The organism is Paraburkholderia acidipaludis NBRC 101816 (assembly GCF_000684975.1).
In the GTDB taxonomy this organism is placed as follows: Bacteria; Pseudomonadota; Gammaproteobacteria; order Burkholderiales; family Burkholderiaceae; genus Paraburkholderia; species Paraburkholderia acidipaludis.
Window position 1 is genome coordinate 52,518 of record NZ_BAXZ01000007.1, and the last position, 17,057, is coordinate 69,574.

The 17,057-nt window shown below is 65.2% G+C and carries 14 protein-coding genes; 5 read left to right on the forward strand and 9 right to left on the reverse strand.

Annotation, left to right across the window (positions count from 1 at the left end; genetic code table 11):
* Positions 1 to 15: 15 nt before the first annotated feature.
* The 4 genes from BAC01S_RS10645 to fae form a co-directional block, all read right to left on the reverse strand.
* Complete coding sequence (locus BAC01S_RS10645; protein ID WP_027794752.1) at positions 16 to 1,584, reverse strand: methyl-accepting chemotaxis protein; 1,569 nt, start codon at positions 1,582 to 1,584, stop codon at positions 16 to 18.
* Between the two features lie 279 nt (positions 1,585 to 1,863).
* Entirely contained in the window at positions 1,864 to 3,318 is a 1,455-nt protein-coding gene (locus tag BAC01S_RS10650; RefSeq protein WP_027794753.1) for an NAD-dependent succinate-semialdehyde dehydrogenase, read from the reverse strand.
* Positions 3,315 to 4,334 carry an aldo/keto reductase gene (locus BAC01S_RS10655; protein WP_027794754.1) on the reverse strand — a complete coding sequence of 340 codons (1,020 nt, stop codon included), beginning with the start codon at positions 4,332 to 4,334 and terminating at the stop codon, positions 3,315 to 3,317. The genes BAC01S_RS10650 and BAC01S_RS10655 overlap by 4 nt, the downstream gene beginning before the upstream one ends.
* A 35-nt stretch (positions 4,335 to 4,369) precedes the next feature.
* Entirely contained in the window at positions 4,370 to 4,891 is a 522-nt protein-coding gene (gene fae, locus BAC01S_RS10660) for a formaldehyde-activating enzyme (RefSeq protein WP_043201882.1), read from the reverse strand.
* 335 nt (positions 4,892 to 5,226) lie between these two features.
* Between fae and BAC01S_RS10665 the strand changes: the two genes are divergently transcribed.
* The 5 genes from BAC01S_RS10665 (at position 5,227) to BAC01S_RS10685 (ending at position 10,335) form a co-directional block, all read left to right on the forward strand.
* Positions 5,227 to 6,267, forward strand: a complete 1,041-nt coding sequence (locus BAC01S_RS10665) for an ABC transporter substrate-binding protein (protein ID WP_027794756.1) — start codon at positions 5,227 to 5,229, stop codon at positions 6,265 to 6,267.
* Between the two features lie 42 nt (positions 6,268 to 6,309).
* Positions 6,310 to 7,272 (forward strand): ABC transporter permease, encoded by a 963-nt coding sequence (locus BAC01S_RS10670; protein WP_027794757.1) that lies wholly within the window; start codon positions 6,310 to 6,312, stop codon positions 7,270 to 7,272.
* Positions 7,273 to 7,339: 67 nt separating this feature from the next.
* Complete coding sequence (locus BAC01S_RS30940; RefSeq protein WP_052408731.1) at positions 7,340 to 8,164, forward strand: quaternary amine ABC transporter ATP-binding protein; 825 nt, start codon at positions 7,340 to 7,342, stop codon at positions 8,162 to 8,164.
* Positions 8,165 to 8,173: 9 nt separating this feature from the next.
* Complete coding sequence (locus BAC01S_RS30945) at positions 8,174 to 9,355, forward strand: MFS transporter (RefSeq protein WP_043201884.1); 1,182 nt, start codon at positions 8,174 to 8,176, stop codon at positions 9,353 to 9,355.
* A 101-nt stretch (positions 9,356 to 9,456) separates the two neighbouring features.
* Complete coding sequence (locus BAC01S_RS10685; protein WP_218001671.1) at positions 9,457 to 10,335, forward strand: LysR substrate-binding domain-containing protein; 879 nt, start codon at positions 9,457 to 9,459, stop codon at positions 10,333 to 10,335.
* On the opposite strand, the gene BAC01S_RS30950 is transcribed toward BAC01S_RS10685, so the two are convergent.
* From BAC01S_RS30950 to BAC01S_RS10710, 5 genes are all read right to left on the reverse strand, one after another.
* Entirely contained in the window at positions 10,308 to 11,999 is a 1,692-nt protein-coding gene (locus tag BAC01S_RS30950) for a GMC family oxidoreductase (protein WP_043201886.1), read from the reverse strand. The genes BAC01S_RS10685 and BAC01S_RS30950 overlap by 28 nt on opposite strands.
* Positions 12,000 to 12,015: 16 nt before the next feature.
* Positions 12,016 to 13,233: a mandelate racemase/muconate lactonizing enzyme family protein gene (locus BAC01S_RS10695; protein ID WP_027794759.1), complete on the reverse strand. Its 1,218-nt coding sequence runs from the start codon at positions 13,231 to 13,233 to the stop codon at positions 12,016 to 12,018.
* Positions 13,234 to 13,236: 3 nt separating this feature from the next.
* Complete coding sequence (locus tag BAC01S_RS10700; RefSeq protein WP_027794760.1) at positions 13,237 to 14,568, reverse strand: MFS transporter; 1,332 nt, start codon at positions 14,566 to 14,568, stop codon at positions 13,237 to 13,239.
* Positions 14,569 to 14,696: 128 nt separating this feature from the next.
* Positions 14,697 to 16,118 (reverse strand): aldehyde dehydrogenase, encoded by a 1,422-nt coding sequence (gene aldA / locus BAC01S_RS10705; RefSeq protein WP_027794761.1) that lies wholly within the window; start codon positions 16,116 to 16,118, stop codon positions 14,697 to 14,699.
* Positions 16,119 to 16,711: 593 nt separating this feature from the next.
* Positions 16,712 to 17,032, reverse strand: a complete 321-nt coding sequence (locus tag BAC01S_RS10710; protein WP_027794762.1) for a hypothetical protein — start codon at positions 17,030 to 17,032, stop codon at positions 16,712 to 16,714.
* Positions 17,033 to 17,057: the final 25 nt, after the last annotated feature.

Below are 17,057 nucleotides of genomic sequence, written 5' to 3' on the forward strand. Positions count from 1 at the left end.
CGGGCCTTCAACCCGTCACCCCATCAACACGGTGACGGCGTCTTCCAGTGTCTGAGCCTGCTGGTTCAGCGCCGTGGACGCTGCTGCGGACTCCTCAACGAGCGTCGCATTCATCTGGGTGATCTGCGCAAGCTGCTCCACGGCAATCTGCGACTCGGCGATCTCGACGCTTTGTCCGCTGCTCGCTTCGGCAATGTCCGAAATGGCCCGCGTGAGTTCGGCGACGGACTGTTCGACCTTGCCCATGTCGGCGCCGGCGCCCGCCGCAGCCTGGGCACTCGCCTTCATCATGTCGAGCGAAGTGTCGATGAGCGCCTTGATCTCCCTCGCCGCGGCTTCGGAACGCTTGGCCAGCGTGCGCACCTCGCCGGCCACGACGGCGAATCCGCGGCCGTTCTGCCCCGCTCTCGCGGCCTCCACCGACGCATTCAGGGCGAGCAGGTTCGTTTGGAACGCAATGCTGTCGATCGTGGTCGTAATTTCGGAAATGCGCCGCGAGTGACCGGCCAGCGCATCCGTTAGCTGTGCCGACCGGCGCGCCGCCTCGGCGGCGGCCGAAGCGGCTTCCGCCGTCCGGCTCCCTTCGGTGCGCGCCAGCCTGGCCGATTCGGCATTGTGCCGCGCGGTTTCGGTGATCTGCCCCAATGTCGCAGTGGTCTGCTCGATCGCGCTCGCCTGCTGCTCCGTGCGCATGGAGAGATTGGCATTGCCTTCGGCCAATCCCGCGGAAGCGCCTCGCACCTTGTCGATCGAGCCGCGCGCGTCCATCAACACGCCAATCGTCTTTCCGTTCATCTGGTTGAGCAGGCGCCCGAGCAGGCGCGTATGAGAATCGCCGGACTCGTGAAAGCGATGCTGCAGTTCGCCCGAGAGCACCACGAACGCGCCGGCGCTCATCCGGGCAAGCGGCGTGAACACGTTGCGCGTCAGCCACACGGCCATCAGGGCGCAAGACAGTGCCGCCGCGGCCGCGATCGACCAGCCGAGCCGCAGCCCCGCCATGCGGGTAAAAAGCCCGCTCGTCATGCATGCCGGAACGAGCAGGATCATCAGCGCCTGCGCCGCCATGATGAAGTCCAGGCGGCCAACGGCCGAAAGGCCGAGCAGCCGCTGGGGAAGACCGGCCAGGCCTTTGCGGACGGCCCGCCCGCCTGCGAGGCGCCACTTCCCGCCCTGTTCGCGCCGCAGGTCCGCATACAGGCGTTCGGCAGCCGCGATTTCGGCCTCGGCCGGGCGCGTGCGCACGGAAACGTAACCCGTTGCCTCGCCGTCGCGCATGGCCGGCGTGACGTTGGCGAGCACCCAGTAAAATCCGCCGTCCTTGCGCCGGTTCTTGACGACGCCCGACCACGGACGGCCATTCCGGATCGTGCGCCACAGATCTTCGAAGGCTTCCGCCGGCATGTCAGGATGCCGAACGATATTTTGTGGCGCGCCGATCACCTCGTCGCGCGAGAATCCGCTCGCGCAAAGGAAAGCCTCATTGGCGTACTCGATTACGCCGGTGCTATCCGTACGGGTGATGATGACCTCGTCCTGTGACAACACATATTCGTGGTCTGTGATCGGGACGTTGATGCGCATCGTCGTGATTGGTCTCGTCGTTTCATGGGCTCCCCCTTGAGCGGAAGCTCGCCTACCCCTGGGGTTCCCGGCCCGGCCGATACCTCAAGGCACGGACTATCGAGAACGAACGCAAGTATGCCCGCAGGAGCGGCTTTAACAATTTTTATAATTTGACGAGAATCAACAAATCGACGCGAATTTTTCCTCGACCAGCCGCACGAGACATTGCGAGCCGCGTTACCGCCGCCGTCGGTCGGCCGCGCGGCGGCGAGCCGCGCTATAGCCGGCCAGGGGCGTTCAGCCCAACCCGCCCATCATCATGTATTTCGTTTCGAGGTACTCATCAAGGCCGTACTTCGAGCCTTCACGCCCGAGCCCCGATTCCTTCACACCGCCGAACGGTGCGACCTCGGTCGAAATGATGCCTTCATTGATGCCCACCATGCCGCTTTCGAGCGCAGCCGCCACACGCCAGACACGGCCGATATCGCGTGCGTAGAAGTACGCCGAGAGTCCGAAGTCGGTATCGTTCGCCGCGCGGATTGCCTCTTCCTCCGTCTCGAAGCGGAACACGGCTGCCACCGGGCCGAAAGTTTCCTCGTGTGCGAGCATCATCCCGCCGTGCGCGCCGGTAATCACGGTGGGCTCATAGAACGTGCCGCCGAGCGCGTGCGGACGACCGCCGCACACCACGGTGCCGCCCTTGTCCTTCGCATCGCTGATGTGCGCTTCCACCTTGTGCAGCGCGGCGCGATTGATGAGCGGCCCCTGCGTCGCGCCAGGCTCCATGCCGTTCGCCACGTGCAAAGCCTCTACCGCCTTCACGAGCTTCGCAACGAACGCGTCGTGCACGCCGGCCTGCACGAAGAAGCGGTTCACGCACACGCAGGTCTGCCCCGTGTTGCGAAACTTCGAAGCCATCGCGCCCGCTACCGCCGCGTCGAGATCGGCGTCGTCGAACACGATGAACGGCGCGTTGCCGCCCAGTTCCAGCGAGACCTTCTTGACGCTGTCCGCCGCCGCGCGCATGAGCAGCTTGCCCACGCGCGTCGAGCCCGTGAACGAGATCTTGCGCACGGCCTTCGACGCCATCAGCGTATCGCCGATGGCGGGCGCATCGCCCGACACCACGTTGAACACGCCGCGCGGGATGCCCGCACGTTCGGCCAGCACCGCGAGCGCGTATGCGGAAAGCGGCGTTTCCTCCGAAGGCTTGAGCACCATCGTGCAGCCCGCCGCCAGCGCCGGGCCCGCCTTGCGCGTAACCATCGCCAGCGGGAAATTCCACGGCGTGATGGCGCCGACCACGCCCACCGGCTCCTTCGTCACGACGATGCGCGAGCCCTTCTTCGGCGCCGGAATCACGTCACCGTAGGCACGCCGCGCTTCCTCGGCGAACCACGTGAGGAAGCTCGCCGCATAGGCCACTTCGCCCTGTGCTTCCGCGTAAGGCTTGCCCTGCTCCGCGGTCATGATGCGCGCGAGGTCGTCGCGGTGTTCGAGCATCAGCTCGCCCCAGCGGCGCACCTTCTCGCCGCGCTCGGCGGCCGTGGCGTCGCGCCATGCCGGGAAGGCCTGCGACGCCGCCGCGACGGCCTGCAGCGTCTCGCGTCCGCCGGCCCGTGCCACCTGCGCGAGCGGCTGCCCGCTTGCCGGGTCGACGACGGCATAGGTCGACTCGCTCTCGACCCATTCGCCGTCGATATAGTTCGTCGTGCGCCAGAGCGCCCGATCCTTGAGTCCTTCGATCATGCTGCAATCTCCAGTCGGCGCGACGGACGCGCCACGCGCGGAATGCGCGCCGTGACGTAGTCGTTGATCACGTCGCAAGGCGTGTAGTTGCGGTCGAGTTCATACAGTTCGTCGGCGTCGAGCTTCGTTTCCAGCGCCGCGAGCGCGCTTTCGAACTGCGCGACGGTATCCGCGCCGACCAGCATCGACGACACGCCGTTGCGCCCGAGCACCCATGCCTGCGCGATCTGCGCGCACGACACGCCGCGCGCGAGCGCCACTTCAGCAACGGAATGCGCGATATTGCGCGATGCTTCGTCGTCGTACATCTGCCCGGTGAAGAAGTCGGTCTGGTTGCGCACCGACTTCGCGTCGCCGGACAACAGGCCGCGCGCAAGCGGGCTGAACACCGAAACGCCCACGCCCTGATCGAGGCAGAACGGAATCATTTCGCGCTCTTCCTCACGGTAGGCGCAGTTCAGTTGCAGCTGCATGTTGATCGGCCGCGCGAAGCCATGACGCTCGCAGGCCTGCAGGATCTTCGCGAACTGCCACGTGAACATCGTCGAGACGCCGATATAGCGCGCCTTGCCCGCGCGCACGATGTCGTTCAGCGCATCCATCGTTTCCTCGACAGGCGTGTTCACGTCGAAGTAATGCAGCATGTAGACATCGACGTAGTCGGTCTGCAGGCGGCGCAGCGACCCGTCGATGCCGTCCATGATGTGCTTGCGCGAATGGCCCTGATTGTTCACGCCGTTGCCGATGGGATAGCCCACCTTGGTCGTGAGCACGAGTTCGTCGCGCTTCGCGAGACGCTTTACGATGCGCCCCACGACTTCTTCGCCCACGCCGGTCGAATAGAAATCGGCGAGGTCGATGAAGTTCACGCCCGCTTCGAGGGCGCGGCGCACGATCGGCTCGCTCTGCTCCTCGTTGTAGATCCACGGCTTCCAGTCCGGCGTGCCCATGTTCATGGTGCCGAGGCACAAGCGCGAAACCTTCAAGCCCGAGCGTCCCAGTTGGATGTATTGCATTGCAGTCACCTGTCGATCGATGGGGTCGGGCGGGCTCAGGCCGCGCGGGCCTTGGGCGTATAGAAAGGATTGCTGATCTGGTCGCGCACTTCGGCGAGCTTGTCCAGATTCGGCAGCCCGTTCATCGCCGCGTGAATCGCCGTCTTGCAGGCCGTGTAGTTGTTCTCGTACACGGCGTCGAGGTCGTCACAGCTCCAGTTCACCCAGTTCGCCGTGACGATGCACCACTCGTTCTCCGCTTCGGGCGGCAGCGTGCCGTCCAGCATCGCCTCGGTCACCGCCTTCGCGATGGCGGCCTGGGAAGCGCCCCAGGTGGCGTTGCCATGCAGGTCGCCGCGAATGTCCGCCTTGTTCACATAGAGCGTGACGGGCTTGACCGGCACGTTCGGCTGCGCGACCACCATGAAGGGCACGTGGCCCTGCGAGGGCGACGAAAGGCTGTTCGTGAACGCCTGGCCAACGGGGCCGCTGCGCGGACCGATCATGATGTTGATGTGGGCAGCGTTTACGCCTGGTCCCGCGAAACCTTCACCGATATAGACTTCCAAGGCTTTCATGTTCGACTCCGTCTCCTGAATTACCGGGGTTGTTGTGCAGCGCAGCGCTCCGTCGGAAACGTTCGGGAAAATCTCGGTTTGCCGATACGCCCTGCGCGTCGAAACGAATTGCAGCACAAGCAACACGCGTATAAAAGCTACGAAATCTCATGGGGGCATGAGGCGTATTCATCGCCGCGAGACGATGTTGCGTGGCATGAGATCAGGTAATGCTTCGATGACTATTCGTGGCTTCGCAACCCTAAACGCTGCCGCTAGACTCTGTTCGCGTGAATCAAAACGACTCGGCCCCAACAAACTGAAAGGGCCAGCAGACATTCCGTAACGGAGGAGACATGAGAGGTATCACTCTGGCAGCTGCACGCCTCGCCGCCGCGCTCGCGCTCACTTGCGCCGCAACCAGCACGTTTGCGGCCGAACCCAACTGGTGCAGTTCCGGCAAAACAGTGAAGCTCGCCCAGATCACTTGGGAAAGCGGCGCGCTGATGACCGAAATGGTCCGCACGGTGCTCGAAAAAGGCTACGGCTGCAAGACCGAAGTCGTGCCGGGCGCCACCGCCGCCACCGAAACCGCGCTCGCCAGCGGCGACTTGCAGATCTGGGCCGAGCATTGGACCGGCCGCAGCAAGATCATCGCGCGAGGCCTGAAGGACGGCAGCGTGAAGCTCGTCGGCGAGCTGATTCCCGGCGGCGACCGCGAAGGCTGGTATGTCCCCGACTACGTGATCCATGGCGATCCGGCGCGCGGCATCAAGCCGCTCGCGCCGCAACTGCGCTCGATCTCCCAGCTGCCGCAATACAAGAATCTCTTCGCCGACGACGAAGAGCCGGGCAAGGGCCGCTTCTACAACTGCCCCTCCGGTTGGGACTGCGAACGCTTCAACAACCGGCTGCTCGACGCCTACAAGCTCGGCGACGACTACACGAACTTCCGCCCCGGCACCGGCGCCGGCCTCGACGCGGCCGTCGCCTCGGCCTACGAGCGCGGCAAGCCCATTCTGTTCTATTACTGGCAACCGGCCGGGCTGATGGCGAAATACCATTTCGTGCAGCTCGAAGGCGCGCCCTATAGCGACGCCTGCTGGAGCACGATTGCCGATCCGAAGGGCACGCCCTGCGCGTCCGCGTTCAAGGTTTCGCATCTCACGGTCGCGGTCTCGACGCCGTTCTACCAAGCGCAGCCCGACGCCGTGGCATTCTTCGGCAAGATCAGTCTGCCCCTTCCGCTCGACGAGCAACTCGTCGAGCAGATGCACGAAAAGAAGCTCGACGCATCGACGGTCGCGCACACGTTCTTCGAACAGCACCCGGAAATCTGGAAGCAATGGGTGACGCCGGAAGTCGCGGCGCGCGTGCAGGCCAGCCTGCGCTCGTAACTCCGCGAAGCGGCACATGACTTAAGCAGAATGAGGCTCACCATGGGATCCCCCTTCCTTCATCTCTCCATCGCCGACTGGGTCAACGATCAGGTCACGGCATTCGTGCAGCAGTATGGCGACGCATTCCATAACTTCAGCGTGCTGATGCTGCGCTACGTTCTCGTGCCGCTCGAAGGCCTGCTGCGCGCCATGCCCGTCTGGGTCGTGCTGGCCGCGGTCGGCCTGCTCGCCTGGCACGCCTCGCGGCGTGCCGGCGTGGCGCTGCTGTTCATGGGCCTCCTGTACCTGATCGGCTGCTTCGGGCTCTGGGACAAGCTCATGCAGACCTTCGCGCTGATGTTCGTTTCGACGCTCATCTCCGTCGCGCTGGGGATTCCCATCGGCATCCTCGCGGCGTCGAGCCGCGTGCTGCGCCGCCTGCTGCTGCCGGTGCTCGACGTGATGCAGACGCTGCCGAGCTTCGTGTACCTCATTCCGGTGCTGATGCTGTTCGGCCTCGGCAAGGTGCCCGCGATCCTCGCCACCGTCGTCTATGCGCTGCCGCCGCTCATCCGCCTGACCGACCTCGGCATTCGCCACGTGGACGGCGAGATCGTCGAAGCGGCGCGCGCCTTCGGCACCACGCGCTGGCAGATGCTGTTCCAGGTTCAGCTTCCGCTCGCCCGCCCGAGCATCATGGCCGGTATCAACCAGACCACGATGATGGCGCTCTCCATGGTCGTGATCGCCTCGATGATCGGCTCGCGCGGACTCGGCGAAGACGTGCTCGCGGGCATCCAGACGCTCGACGTCGGCAAGGGCACGCAGGCCGGCATCGCCATCGTGATCCTCGCCATCGTGATCGACCGCATCAGCCAGGGGTACGGCCAGGGCCGCCGCACGCGGCGCCTGTCGCGCAGCCAGAAGCAGCCCTCGCGCATTCCGTTTCGCCGTGCCCGCGCAGAGGCCGCCGACGAAGCGAATGCTGCGAAGAACGATCTGAGCGGCCAGCCCGCGAAATGAATGCTTCCGTGCAGGCTCGCCACAGCGAGCCTGCGTCATCGGACGATAGAGCAATGAGGTAACGAAAATGAGCGGCATCGAAGTCAAAAACGTGTACAAGATCTTCGGCAGCCAGGAAGCCGGCCAGCGCGCACTCAACCTGCTGCGCGGCGGCGCCACCAAGGCGGAAGTGCTGGAGAAGACGCGCTGCAATGTCGGCCTGAACGACGTGAGCCTCTCCATCGGCTCGGGCCAGATCTTCGTGATCATGGGTCTTTCCGGTTCGGGCAAGTCCACGCTCGTGCGGCACTTCAACCGGCTGATCGAGCCGACCGTGGGCGAGATTCTCATCGACGGCAAGGACGTGCTCAAACTCTCCGAAGGCGGGCTGCGCGAGCTGCGCCGCTACGGCGTGAGCATGGTGTTCCAGAGCTTCGGACTCCTGCCGCACCAGACGGTGCTGAACAACGCGGCCTACGCGCTCGTGACGCGCGGCGAGAAGAAGGCCGACGCGCACGAGAAAGCACGCGAATGGCTCGACAAAGTCGGATTAGGCGGCTACGCGAACCACTATCCCGACGAACTCTCGGGCGGCATGCGCCAGCGCGTGGGCCTCGCGCGCGCACTCGCGGCCGATACCGACGTGCTGCTGATGGACGAAGCGTTTTCGGCGCTCGATCCGCTGATCCGCACGGAGATGCAGGACCAGTTGCTCGAGCTGCAGGCCACGCTCAAGAAAACCATCGTATTCATCACACACGATCTCGACGAGGCGCTGCGCATCGGCAACCAGATCGCAATCCTAAGAGACGGCCGCCTGATCCAGTGCGGCACGCCCGACGACATCCTGCACCGCCCCGCCGACGACTACGTGCGCCGCTTCGTCGAACGCCGCGCCGGCGTGCCGCACTGAGCGGCACGCATGCGGTCGCTGATCGGGCTGCTCAGCGGCTATACGTTACTCATTTGCGGCAATAGCCTGCTCACGACGCTGGTGTCGCTGAGGATGCTGCACGTCGAGCGTTCCGCGCTCGACGTGGGCCTCGTGCAGTCCTGCTACTACCTCGGTTTCATTGGCGGCGCGCTCGGCCTCGGGCCGCTCGTCGAGCGGATCGGGCCCCAGCGCGCCTTCATTGGCTTCGCCGCGCTCACGGCGCTCGCCGCGCTCGGCTATCTCTCGTTCGACACGCCCGGCGCATGGGCCGCGCTGCGTCTGCTGACAGGCTTCAGCATGGTGGGCGTGTTCACCTCGATCGAAAGCGGCGTGAACGGCGCGGTTCCGAATGGACAACGCGGGCGGGCATTCGCCCTCTATCTCGTACTGACCTATCTGGGCGTGAGCGCCGGGCAGTTCCTGCTCGGCCTCTCCGGCATGGGCAGCGCCGGGAACGGCGACTTCGAACGCGTTTTCGTCAATGCGCTGTTCGTCGGCGCGCTCATTCCCGTCGCGCTGATCGGCGACTGGCAGGTGCCGTTGTCCTCGCCCGCTTCGGGCGCAACACGCGCCTCGGCGCTCGCCACCCCTAAACGTCCGGGGCTGCTGCTGGACGGTCTGCACGAACTGCGGCGCGCGGCGCCGCGCAGCGTGCCGGCCTGCATCGGCGCCGGGCTGCTCTCCAGCGCGTTCTATGCGCTCACGCCCGTCTACCTCGAACGCATTGGCTTTCCTGCGGCCGATATCTCGCGCGCAATGGGCATCGTGCTGATCGGCGCGCTCCTTTCGCAGTGGCCGGTGGGCAGGCTCTCGGATCGCCTTGGCCGGCGCACGACGCTGGGCGCCGTCGCAGCCTCGTCGGCCGTGCTCGCCGCCGCGCTGATCGTGGTGCGCGTGCCGCTGGCGGTCGATATCCTGCTATTTCTTTACGTCGCCCTGACGTTCACGCTCTACGGCGTAATCGTCTCGGACGTGAACGACCGCGTCGACCAATCCGTGCGTGTGAAAACCAGCGCAACGCTGCTTCTCGTCTTCTCGATCGGCGGCGCGGCAGGGCCTACGGTCGGCTCGCTCTTCATGCGCGTTCTCGGCGCGGGCGGGCTCTATGTGTTCTCGCTCACAGTAACTCTCGGGCTCGCGGCGCTCTCCCGTGCAAGGGTGGCCAGGTGAAGCGGCAGCCCGACGGTACGGGTACCGGTATACTGCGCGCTTCGCCAGATGCGCCGCCTCCAGGCGGTGCAGGTAGACGGGAGAAGAAATTGAAGCGCAAGATGCCCGCGCTGAACGCCCTCAAGGCGTTCGAGGCCGCAGGCACGAGCGGCAGCTTCACGCGCGCCGCCGAACAGCTGAACGTGACGCAAAGCGCCGTGAGCCGCCAGGTGCGCCAGCTCGAGGAGCAGCTGGGCGAGACACTGCTGGAGCGCCACCACCACCGGCTCGAACTGACCGACGCCGGGCGCGCGCTGCTGCGCTCGCTGCAGCAGTCGTTCGACCGCATCGAACTGACCGTGCGCGCGATCCAGCAGAAGAGCGACCTCAACCGCCTGCGCGTGAACGTGCCGCCCACCTTCGCGAGCCGCTGGCTCGTGCCGCGCCTTGCGAAGCTGCACGCGCGGCACCCGTCGCTCGAACTGAGCGTGACGACGCGCCTGCAGGACAGCCTCGCCGACTCGACGGCGCTCGATTGCGCGATCCGCTTTGGCGGCGGCGAATGGGAAGGACTCGAAAGTTCATTGCTGATGCACGAGGAGCACGTCGCGGTCTGCGCGCCGTCGCTGCTCGCGCAGGAGCCGTTCGACCTCGCCGAGCAGACGCTGCTGCACGTGCTCGCGGGCGAAAACCAGCGTTTTCTGACGTGGCGCCACTGGCTGGACGCCGCCCGCATCGAAGGCGTGGATACTTCGGGCGGCTACGAATTCGACCTGCTCGATCACGCGATCCGCGCCGCCATCGAAGGGCTGGGCGTCACCATCGCCGACCGCAACATGATCGGCCGCGAGCTGGCCGAGGGGACGCTGGCGCCCGTGAACGAGGTGCACGTGGACGGACGCCAGTCATACTGGTTCGTGGTGCGGCCCGAACAGAAGGCGTCGAAGCCGCTCCAGCTATTCAGGCAGTGGCTTCAGGACGAGATCGCCGCCGCGCGTTGAGTGCCCGCGCGCACGGCCCTGCGCGGTTCGCCGTTCCCGCCCTGCTCCGCGTCTTCGAGGATCATCGCCGCCCCCTTCTCCGCGACCATCATCGCCGCCGCATTCGTGTTGCCGGAGGTGATGTTCGGGAAAATCGACGCATCCACCACGCGCAAACCGGCAATGCCATGCACGCGCAGGCGCGCGTCCACGACGGCCGTTTGCGGATCGGGACCCATTGCGCAGCTGCCGCACAGGTGATAGATCGAGCCGCTCTGCTCGCGGAAATACTGCAGCATGCTCGCGTCGTCGGTGACGGCCGCTGCCGGCGACACTTCCTCCACGGTAATGTCCTTGAGCGCCTTCGCCTGCATCAGCTGGCGCACGAGCCGGCCGCCCTGCATGACTTCGTCGCGGTCCTTCTGGGTGGAAAGGTAGTTGCCGCGAATGAGCGGTGCTTCTTCCACGCGCGCCGAGGCAATCTCCACCGCCCCGCGGCTCGTGGGACGGCAGGGGTTGTAGGCAATCAGGAAACCTGAATACGGCTCCGGCGTGAGCGCCGCGCGGTTCGACTTCGGAATCCGGTACGAGAGCGGATTGAAGTAGATCTGCATGTTCGGCTGCGCCTCGTCCGGATCGGTACGGAAAAAGCCGCCCGACTGGTTCACGCTCATCGAAAGCGGGCCCTTGCGCGTCAACACGTATTGCAGGCCGAACTTGAGCTTGCCGGCCCAGCTGCGGAACGCGTCGTTGAGCGTCTTCACGCGCGCGCGGTAGTAGAAGCTCACGCACAGGTGATCCTGCAGGTTCTGGCCGACCGCCGGCAACTCGTGCACGACGCCGATGCCGTGCTGCTCGAGCAGCGCCCGCGGGCCCACGCCCGAGAGTTGCAGCAGCTTGGGCGAATCCACAGCGCCTGCCGCAACGATCACCTCGCGGTTAGCACGGAACGAGCGCTTCTTGCCTTGTTGCTCGATCTCGACACCCGTTGCTCGGCGCGCGCCCTCGGCCCCGTCGAACAGCACGCGCGTAGCGTGCGCATGATGCTCGATCGTGAGGTTGGGCCGATGCCCCGCCCGATGCAGATACGCGGCACTGCTCGAATCGCGGCGGCCGTTGCGCGTATTGACGTCGTAGATGCCCACGCCTTCGAGCCGCTCACCGTTGAAGTCCTCGTTGCGCTCGTACCCTAGCTGCTGCGCGCCCTTGATGAACGTTTCACAGATCGGATGCGCGCCGTCCTTCATGGGCGTGATGTGCACGGGCCCGTTCGCGCCGTGCCAGGGCGTATCGCCAAGCGGATGCGATTCGAGCTTGCGGAAGTACGGCAGCACGTCGCGATAGGACCAGCCCGGATTGCCGGCGGCCGCCCAGTCGTCGTAATCGCGCTGGGCGCCGCGCACATAGATCATGGCATTGATCGAGCCCGAGCCGCCCTGCACCTTGCCGCGCGGACAGTAGATCGAGCGGCCCGCGAGCTCCGGCTCCGGCTGGCTGTAATACATCCAGTTGTAGACCGTGTGGTAGTACAGCTTCGCGAAGCCGATCGGGATCTTGAACCAGAACGATTTGTCGGGTCCGCCCGCTTCGAGCAGCAGCACCGAATGCTGGCCCGAGGCCGACAAGCGCTCGGCGAGGATACAGCCCGCGGAGCCGGCGCCCACGATGATGTAATCGTAGTTCATTGCTTTGCTCTCCTGATCAGCCACGTGCTGGCGAGGTGTCGCGCACGTCTGCCGGCTCGCGCTGCATCTGCAGATGCAGGCGCTTACCCGTGTAAGGCGTATGCGCACGCACGACGTCCATGTCGAGCTCGACGCCGAGCCCCGGCGCCGTCGACGGAATGATGTAGCCGTCTTCCCACTGGATCGGCTGCTTGAGGACTTCCGCGTGGAAGCCGTCCCACGTGCCGATGCTTTCCTGAATCAGGAAATTCGGCGTGCAAGCCGCCAGCTGGATGCTCGCCGCGGCACCCACGGGGCCGTTATAGAGATGCGGCGCGATCTGCGCGTAGTAGACCTCGGCGAGGCTCGCTATCTTCTTCGCTTCGAGCAGGCCGCCCACGCGGCCGATGTTCATCTGCAGGATCGAGGCCGCGCCGCTGTCGAGCAGCTTGAAGAACTCGTACTTGGTCGTGAGGCGTTCGCCCGCCGCAACCGGAACGCTCGTATGCGCGGCCACCTGCGCCATGGCCGTTTCCTGGCCCGGCGGGACCGGCTCTTCGAACCAGAGCGGATCGTATTTTTCCAGCCGCTGCGCAAGCCGGATGGCCGAGGACGGCACCATCTGGCCGTGCGTGCCGAACAGCAGATCGGCCTGGTTGCCTACGGCCTCGCGCACCTTGCGGCAGAACTGCTCGCAGCGGTCCAGCACTTCCAGCGAGATCTGATGCCCCGAATACGCGGTGTACGGGCCAGCCGGGTCGAACTTGACGGCCGTGAAGCCAAGCTTCACGTTCTGCGCGGCGCATTCGGCGGCGAGATCGGGGTCGTCGTAATCGTATTCGCCCCGGCTGTTCCTGGGATAAAGATAGGTATACGAACGAAGCCGCTCGTTCACCATGCCGCCCAGCAATTCATAAACCGGCTTGTTGGCAGCCTTGCCGATGATGTCCCAGCATGCCATCTCCAGCCCGCTCACGATGCCCATCATCGTGAGGTCGGGACGCTGCGTGAAGCCGCTCGAATAGCATTCGCGCCAGAAGCGCTCGACGCGATGCGGATCCTGGTCCAGCAGGTAGCGCTCGAACACGTCGTTGATCGCGTGAACCATCACGTCCGGGTGGAACGTCGCGGCGTAGACCTCGCCCACGCCTTCTATGCCGCAATCGGTCTGCAGCGTGACGAAGATCCAGTACATACCGCCGATGTGCGGGGGAGGCACCGCGACGACGTGCGTTTGCATTGAGACGACTTTCATGGTTCAAACCGTTTTCGAGTGAGTCATGTTCTTGAGCACGAGGGCTGCCACGCCGCCAATCGCGCCAATCGCGGCCACGTAGGCGAAATAGATCTGATAGCCCAGCATGCCGGCGTAGTGCTGCGTGATATAGCCGTTCACGAGCGGCAGAAAGATGTCCGACGAGTAGCCGATCAGCGAAACCATGCCGATGGCGAGGCCGGTGATGCGCATGGGAATCGCGCAGTAGTCGAGCAGCGTCCAGTAGAGACCGCGGATCGCGTAGGTCATGATGCCGATGAACAGCACGACGACGCCGAGCAGCGCGACGTTGCGCAGCGCCGGCAGCAGGATCAGGCCGATCAGCCCGAGCACGGCGAGGAACATCGCGACGATCAGCACGCGCAGATTCGAGAGCCGGTCGCCGAGCAAGCCGCCGCCGATGCCGCCGATCGGACGCATCCAGAGCTTCAGCGTGGTCACCATGCCGGCCGTGACGACGCTCATGTGCAGTTCGCCCTGCTGAAGGTAGGCCGAGAAGCTGTAGGTCGCCCAGAAGATCTGGTAGCCGCAGAACACCACGGCGGCAACGAGCCACAGCTGCGGAATCGAGGCGAGCGTGGCGAGATCACGCCACAGCGAGTTGCGCTGCGCACCGGCCTGATTCTGTGCGGCTTCGTCGTCCGCGGCCTGGACCACCGGGTCCTTGAAGAGGCTCATTACCGCGCCCAGCGCGATACAGGTGAACGAGTAAAGATAGACGACGTGGCGTAGCCCTGCGGCCTCGCCGCGTCCGCCGTTCGTGGCCGCGGCGAAGAGTGCGAGCGCGATGGTCGCGAGCAGTGCCTCGACGAGCCCGCGGCCGCCGTCGAGGAAGCCGAAGAAGCGCCCCTGCTCGTGCGCTCCCGCGATCATGCGCACACGCTTGAGCACCGAGGCCCAGAACGTGAGCCCGGTCGTGAGACCCCAGCAGCAGAAAATCGTCATCAGCACGGGAAAGGCCGGCGCCGTGGAGTACCACAGGCCGAGTGCGCCGGTGCCGATCAGCGAAAAGCAGATCAAGAGGCGCGGCGCGACGCGGTCGGCCAGCCAGCCGCTCGGCAGGTAGCAAAGGAAGAACACAATGCCAAGCACCGAGTACAGGTAACCGAGTTGCTCGTTGTCGATGTGGAACACGTCGAGCATCGTGGTCTGATAGACCTGACGCAAATACAGGATCGGGTAGATCGCGCCGGCGGCCAGCACCAGCAGCAGCAACTGGCCGTAGCGTTGCGCCGTGCCTGGGGTGGCGGGAGCGATAGGGGTGGCGGCAACTTCGGCGCGCGCAACGGCGGCCGGCGCCGAAGGCTTTGCCATGGATTTCTGCAAGATTGTCTCCATACTGCTCATCCGGCACGCCTCGCGTGCCGGCGTTTTGCTTTCTTCTTCAAAACAGGCGCCGCCTTGGGCGGCACCCTACAGCCATTGATCAGGGGATCGAACGATCAGAAAGGCATCACGACGAGGCGCGTCTGCGTGAATTCGAGCATGCCGTGCTTGCCGTCGTCGCCGCCCAGACCCGAGCGCTTCCAGCCTGCGTGGAAGCCCTGGTACGGATCGGCCGGCGTGCGGTTCACGTAGAGCTCGCCTGCTTCGATCTCGTTGGCCACCCGCATCGCCGTGCGATAACGCTCCGTGTAGAGCACCGAGGAAAGGCCGAACTGGTGGTCGTTCGCCATACGCAGTGCGTCCTCGAGCGTGTCGTAGGCCAGCACCGGCAGCACCGGGCCGAAAATCTCTTCCTGCACGATTTCCATGTCCTGGCGGCACTGGCTCAGAAGCGTAGGCGGATAGAAGTGGCCGGCGCCTTCGGGCAGGTAGCCGCCCGTTTCCAGCACCGCGCCGTCCGCCAGCGCGCGCTGCACCATGGCGTGCACCGTCGCGCGCGCGTTCGCGTTCACGAGCGGGCCCATGCGCGTTTCGTCCACCGCGCGGTCGCCGAAGCTCACGGCCGTCATCTTCTCGCGCAGCAGCGCGACGAAGCGGTCGTGTACGCCGCGTTGCACGTAAACGCGCTCGATGGCGGTGCAGAGCTGGCCGCAGTGCGTAGTCTTGGAGCGCACGATCGCGGTGGCGGCCGCTTCGAGGTCGGCGTCGGCCTCGATGATCGCCGGTGTCTTGCCCCCCAGTTCCAGCGAAGGCTTGGCGATGTTTTCCTTGCAGTAGTCGAGCACCTTGCGGCCCGCCGCCACGCTGCCGGTGAGCGTGATCATGCCCACGCCGCGATGCGTGCAGAGCGCGGCCGCGGTCTCGTGGTCCATCGCGAGCACGTTGACGAGGCCCGCCGGCAGCGCCGCGTCCTGCGCGGCACGCGCGACTTCGAACGCCGAGCATGGCGTGTTGTTGCTCGGCCGCACGACTACGGCGTTGCCCGCGATGAGCGCGGGCGCAATCTTGCGCAGCAGGGTGTAGATCGGGAAATTGAAAGGAATCAGGCAGGCCGCGACGCCAATCGGCTCGCGCATCAGGATCAGGTTTTCGTTGGCGCTATCGCTCGGGATCACCTCGCCTTCGATACGGCGGGCCCATTGCGCGTGGTAACGCAGGATTTCGGCGGCGTAGCGCGCCTCGGCCGTGGCGTCCGTCACGCTCTTGCCCGACTCCAGCGCCAGCACCGTCCCGATGGCCGGCGCGCGCGTCTCGATCGCGTCCGCAAAACGGGCCAGCAATGCGCCGCGCTCCGCAGCCGGCAGACGGCGCCATGCGCGCTGCGCCACCACGGCGGCCTCCACGGCGCGGGCGGCATCGGCGGGACTCGCCGCGCTCACGTGGCCGACGAGTTCGCCTGTCGCCGGATTGTGCACGGCAATGCGTTCGTCGTGTGCGGGAACGAACTGTCCGTCTATGAAGTTGTGGTCTGATCTCATCGTGGGGTGCCGGTTCGTCGCGTCCGCGCCGGAAGGCCGTCCAGAGGGCCTCCAGCGCTGCCGCCGCAAGAGTTACGGCAGTATCGGACGACGAGAAAAGGGCCACAAACGATTATTTGTCGAGACGAGCATGCGAAAAACGCATGCTGGAACGCGCGATGCTACGCAACAGGCAGGGGGATCGCGGGTTTCCCCGGAGCGTGGCGGTGTGCGGGCCCGACCGCTTGACGAGGCGTGCGCGTCGAACGCAGGAACTGGCCGCGATATCCGCGTCTCATCGGGACATCGCGTCAGGGTCTCGCACCATAGACTAGCTTCGAGACCGGACCACAGCCGGGCGCCATGACCCGGATAGAAATAATGGGGATTGCAATGCGAGTGACCAACTGGATCGTTGTACTGGACTGCGCCTACATGGAATATTCGAGCTGGCGCGGCAAAAATGTCTACCGGCGCACCGTCGCCTATGACCGCGTCGTTTGGTGCTGAGCGGCAAGTGGAGCGTTCAGGATCGGACGAGCATCGCACCCCATGCTTTGCACGGGGTGCGATGAATACGCGTGCGTCGGCACGCGCGGAAGCACAATCGGCATTTACAGGCCGTGGACCGAACCTGCGGGGGGCGCGACGATGCCGGTATGCACGCAGTCACGCTCGTATTTGGCGTGCAAGCGGGCCTCGGCTGCCTGGATGTCCTGAGGATATGTGACGTCATTCGGCTCGGGCACATAGCCGACGGACTCCAGTTCGCGCAATTCGCGTTCCAGCCGGCGATGGTTCACGTCGCCAGACTGGACGAACGGATACGACATGCACTCGTGCCGCGTCAAAGGGGCCGCATTCGCCGCGACGGACCATGCTGAACTCAGGCCCACAAGTGCCGCGATCACACCAGGTACGATAGCAAGCTTCATCGCAATCTCCCGTCTGTTCAAGTTG

Coding starts and splice junctions, on each gene's coding strand:
- BAC01S_RS10645 (WP_027794752.1), bottom strand. CDS start 1,584: ATGCGCATCAACGTCCCGATCACAGACCACGAATATGTGTTGTCACAG.
- BAC01S_RS10650 (WP_027794753.1), bottom strand. CDS start 3,318: ATGATCGAAGGACTCAAGGATCGGGCGCTCTGGCGCACGACGAACTAT.
- BAC01S_RS10655 (WP_027794754.1), bottom strand. CDS start 4,334: ATGCAATACATCCAACTGGGACGCTCGGGCTTGAAGGTTTCGCGCTTG.
- fae (WP_043201882.1), bottom strand. CDS start 4,891: ATGAAAGCCTTGGAAGTCTATATCGGTGAAGGTTTCGCGGGACCAGGC.
- BAC01S_RS10665 (WP_027794756.1), top strand. CDS start 5,227: ATGAGAGGTATCACTCTGGCAGCTGCACGCCTCGCCGCCGCGCTCGCG.
- BAC01S_RS10670 (WP_027794757.1), top strand. CDS start 6,310: ATGGGATCCCCCTTCCTTCATCTCTCCATCGCCGACTGGGTCAACGAT.
- BAC01S_RS30940 (WP_052408731.1), top strand. CDS start 7,340: ATGAGCGGCATCGAAGTCAAAAACGTGTACAAGATCTTCGGCAGCCAG.
- BAC01S_RS30945 (WP_043201884.1), top strand. CDS start 8,174: ATGCGGTCGCTGATCGGGCTGCTCAGCGGCTATACGTTACTCATTTGC.
- BAC01S_RS10685 (WP_218001671.1), top strand. CDS start 9,457: ATGCCCGCGCTGAACGCCCTCAAGGCGTTCGAGGCCGCAGGCACGAGC.
- BAC01S_RS30950 (WP_043201886.1), bottom strand. CDS start 11,999: ATGAACTACGATTACATCATCGTGGGCGCCGGCTCCGCGGGCTGTATC.
- BAC01S_RS10695 (WP_027794759.1), bottom strand. CDS start 13,233: ATGAAAGTCGTCTCAATGCAAACGCACGTCGTCGCGGTGCCTCCCCCG.
- BAC01S_RS10700 (WP_027794760.1), bottom strand. CDS start 14,568: ATGGCAAAGCCTTCGGCGCCGGCCGCCGTTGCGCGCGCCGAAGTTGCC.
- aldA (WP_027794761.1), bottom strand. CDS start 16,118: ATGAGATCAGACCACAACTTCATAGACGGACAGTTCGTTCCCGCACAC.
- BAC01S_RS10710 (WP_027794762.1), bottom strand. CDS start 17,032: ATGAAGCTTGCTATCGTACCTGGTGTGATCGCGGCACTTGTGGGCCTG.